This window comes from Chitinophaga sp. (assembly GCF_035538455.1).
In the GTDB taxonomy this organism is placed as follows: domain Bacteria; phylum Bacteroidota; class Bacteroidia; order Chitinophagales; family Chitinophagaceae; genus Chitinophaga.
The window spans coordinates 1-2,818 of record NZ_DATLKJ010000024.1 but is presented as its reverse complement, the minus strand read 5'-3'; the positions used below and the strand labels follow the sequence as shown (position 1 = coordinate 2,818).

The window sequence follows — 2,818 nt, the reverse complement described above, 5'->3', positions numbered from 1 at the left end:
TAATGTGCTGCCGGATGATGATTCATATTGCAGGTGGCGGCCGCTGAGATCCCGTGATGCATTTTGTATGCTGCGCCGGATGGCATTGAAGGGCGTCATGGTGGTATCCAGCGTGGCATTGAAGAAAGATATATACTTTGCTGCATGTACATCATCATCAGGTGGGATCATGCTGAATATCTTGCTCACACGCACATCTTTTACGGCTGGTTTATTGTGTGGCGATTCCGGAAGTTCAGTCCGGAAACCAGATTTGCGCAGCGCCACAAAGCCGGACTTTTCCCTTGCGGCAATCAGACCTTTGTCTTCCAGCAGGCTGAATGCCTTGATGGCGGTACCTATACTGACGTTGTACTGATGACTGATTATCCTTAATGACGGGAGTTTTTCACCGGCTGGGTGAGTATTGTTGTTAATCAGTTGTTCGATCTTATCAGCTATATCTATGTAGCGGAAGTTTTTCATCTGTTATAGTAATATATTAGATTTATCCATCTGTTATATATGCTAAAATAGATGATTCCGGGTAAAAAAATAGTGAAGACAATCGTTATTGTCCTCACTATTGACAGCAGTACTATAGCCCGTTATAGTCCTGTTGTTTTTTCCAGTTGTTCCGGGTATCTTTCGCCCACCACGGTAATCTTTGAAGCTGCTTCGCTGAGTGCGTCTACTTCTTCCGTTGTCAGCACAATATCAGCGGCTTCCATGTTTTCGTACAAACGATGCAGTTTGACAGTGCCGGGTATTGGCGCGATCCAGGGGCGTTGTGCCAGTAACCAGGCCAACGCGATCTGTGCGGCGCTGACATTTTTTTGCTGCGCTACTTCGGCAATCAGATCCACCATAGCCTGGTTGGCAGTCAGCGCTTCGGGTGCAAAGCGAGGCAATACGTGCCGGAAGTCGTTGTTGGCAAAGGTGGTGTCTTTACCATAGTTACCTGCCAGAAAACCTTTACCCAGCGGACTGAATGGTACAAAGCCGATGCCCAGCTCTTCCAGCGCAGGTAGCAGCTCCGCTTCCGGTTTTCTCCACCATAATGAATATTCGCTTTGCACGGCTGTAACAGGATGTACGGCATGGGCGCGGCGGATTGTATTCACGCCAGGTTCGGAGAGGCCCCAGTGTTTAATCTTACCTTCTTTTACCAGCTCTCTGATCGTACCAGCTACGTCTTCAATGGGCACGTTGGGGTCTACACGATGTTGATAATAAAGATCGATAACATCTGTACGGAGGCGTTTCAGCGAGCCTTCCACTGACCGGCGTATCAAAGCGGGATCGCTGTTTGCCGCGATCTGAGCGTTCTGCATGCCGATGCCGAATTTGGTAGCCAAGACTACTTTATCGCGGTAAGGCGCCAGCGCTTCGCCCAGCAGTTCTTCATTGGTGTGGGGACCATATGCTTCTGCTGTATCGAAGAAAGTAAGGCCCCGGTCTATTGCAGCATGGGTCAGGTTGATCATATCTTTGCGGTCCGCTGCCGGTCCATAAGCATAGCTCATTCCCATACATCCCAGGCCGATGGCGGATACTTCCAGGTTGCTGTTTCCAAGTGTTCTGTATTGCATAATTTTAAGTATTGAATGTTTGATGATTGTTGACAATGCAAAGGTCATAGGTATTTCCGGACCATTTGTTATACCGATTACCGTAATATCTACCAGTATTACTGATTGTGCAGGCAGGAGGGAAAAAGCAGGGGCGGATAGTGTAACTTTGGATAAGACAAACGATAATTGTTATGGATATTTTATTGAGGCATGAATCTGTCAGTGAATACAACGCGTATAACAATCACGAGACCCTGCACCCGCTGGTAACGGTGGTTGATTTGTCGAAAGCGATGCCTCGCAGGGGATACCGCGTATACTTCGGACTTTATACCATCATACTAAAGGACGTAAAGATCGGCGACCTGCGTTATGGAAAGAATAATTATGACTACCAGGATGGCACGTTGGTGTTTTTTGCACCAGGACAAGTAGTGACTATTGAAAGCAACGGCGAGTATTATCAGCCGCAGGGGCATGCGCTGGCATTCCATCCGGACCTGATCCGCGGGACAGTGCTGGCGCGTCAGATGCACGATTATAGTTTCTTCTCCTATAATGCAAACGAAGCGCTGCATATATCGGAACAGGAGCGCCATATTGTGCTGGACAGCTTCAGAAAAATTCAATATGAGCTGGAACGTGGTATGGACAAGCATAGTAAGAAACTCATCGTATCCAATATAGAGTTGTTCCTTAATTACTGTGTCCGTTTTTATGATCGTCAGTTCCTTACGCGTGATAATGCGCACAAGGGTATTCTGGAGAGATTTGAAACACTGCTGAATGATTATTTTATGTCAGACAGGCCACAGGCGATCGGGCTGCCTTCCGTGGCATATTGCGCCGGGGAGTTGAATTTATCGCCTAACTATTTCGGTGATATGGTGAAGAAGGAAACGGGTAAATCGCCACAGGAGTACATTCAGCTGAAACTTATAGATACTGCCAAGGAGAAGATATTTGATACCAGTAAATCTGTCAGTGAGATTGCTTATGAGCTGGGCTTCAAGTATCCTCAGCATTTCACCCGTCTGTTCAAACAGCGTGTGGGCTTTACACCTAATGAGTACCGGGCCAATAACTGATGAAGGCATTCTCCGCCATGGTGGGGGATCAGGGAAGGCTGTATTTCTATCTGTTATAGTAAAATATTCAATTTCTGTATCTGTTATATGATTACGGATGTGAATAGTTTTACAGCAGAAAAATTAATAACGATGGAAATAGTAAACAGCACCGTACAGGATATTGATTTCATTTTT

At 46.5% G+C, this 2,818-nt stretch carries 3 protein-coding genes; 1 reads left to right on the top strand and 2 read right to left on the bottom strand.

The annotated features are described in order from the left end of the window. Positions 1-465 (bottom strand): GntR family transcriptional regulator (locus VM802_RS02395; protein WP_325527583.1); only part of this gene is annotated, 465 nt, incomplete at its 3' end. Between the two features lie 122 nt (positions 466-587). Then, positions 588-1,571 carry an aldo/keto reductase gene (locus VM802_RS02390; RefSeq protein ID WP_325527581.1) on the bottom strand — a complete coding sequence of 328 codons (984 nt, stop codon included), beginning with the start codon at positions 1,569-1,571 and terminating at the stop codon, positions 588-590. 173 nt (positions 1,572-1,744) lie between these two features. Here VM802_RS02390 and VM802_RS02385 point away from each other — a divergent pair, with 173 nt between their 5' ends. Further along, on the top strand, positions 1,745-2,641 hold the full coding sequence (locus tag VM802_RS02385; protein ID WP_325527579.1) for a helix-turn-helix domain-containing protein: 897 nt from the start codon (positions 1,745-1,747) through the stop codon (positions 2,639-2,641). Positions 2,642-2,818 lie beyond the last annotated feature (177 nt).

Coding starts and splice junctions, on each gene's coding strand:
- VM802_RS02390 (WP_325527581.1), bottom strand. CDS start 1,571: ATGCAATACAGAACACTTGGAAACAGCAACCTGGAAGTATCCGCCATC.
- VM802_RS02385 (WP_325527579.1), top strand. CDS start 1,745: ATGGATATTTTATTGAGGCATGAATCTGTCAGTGAATACAACGCGTAT.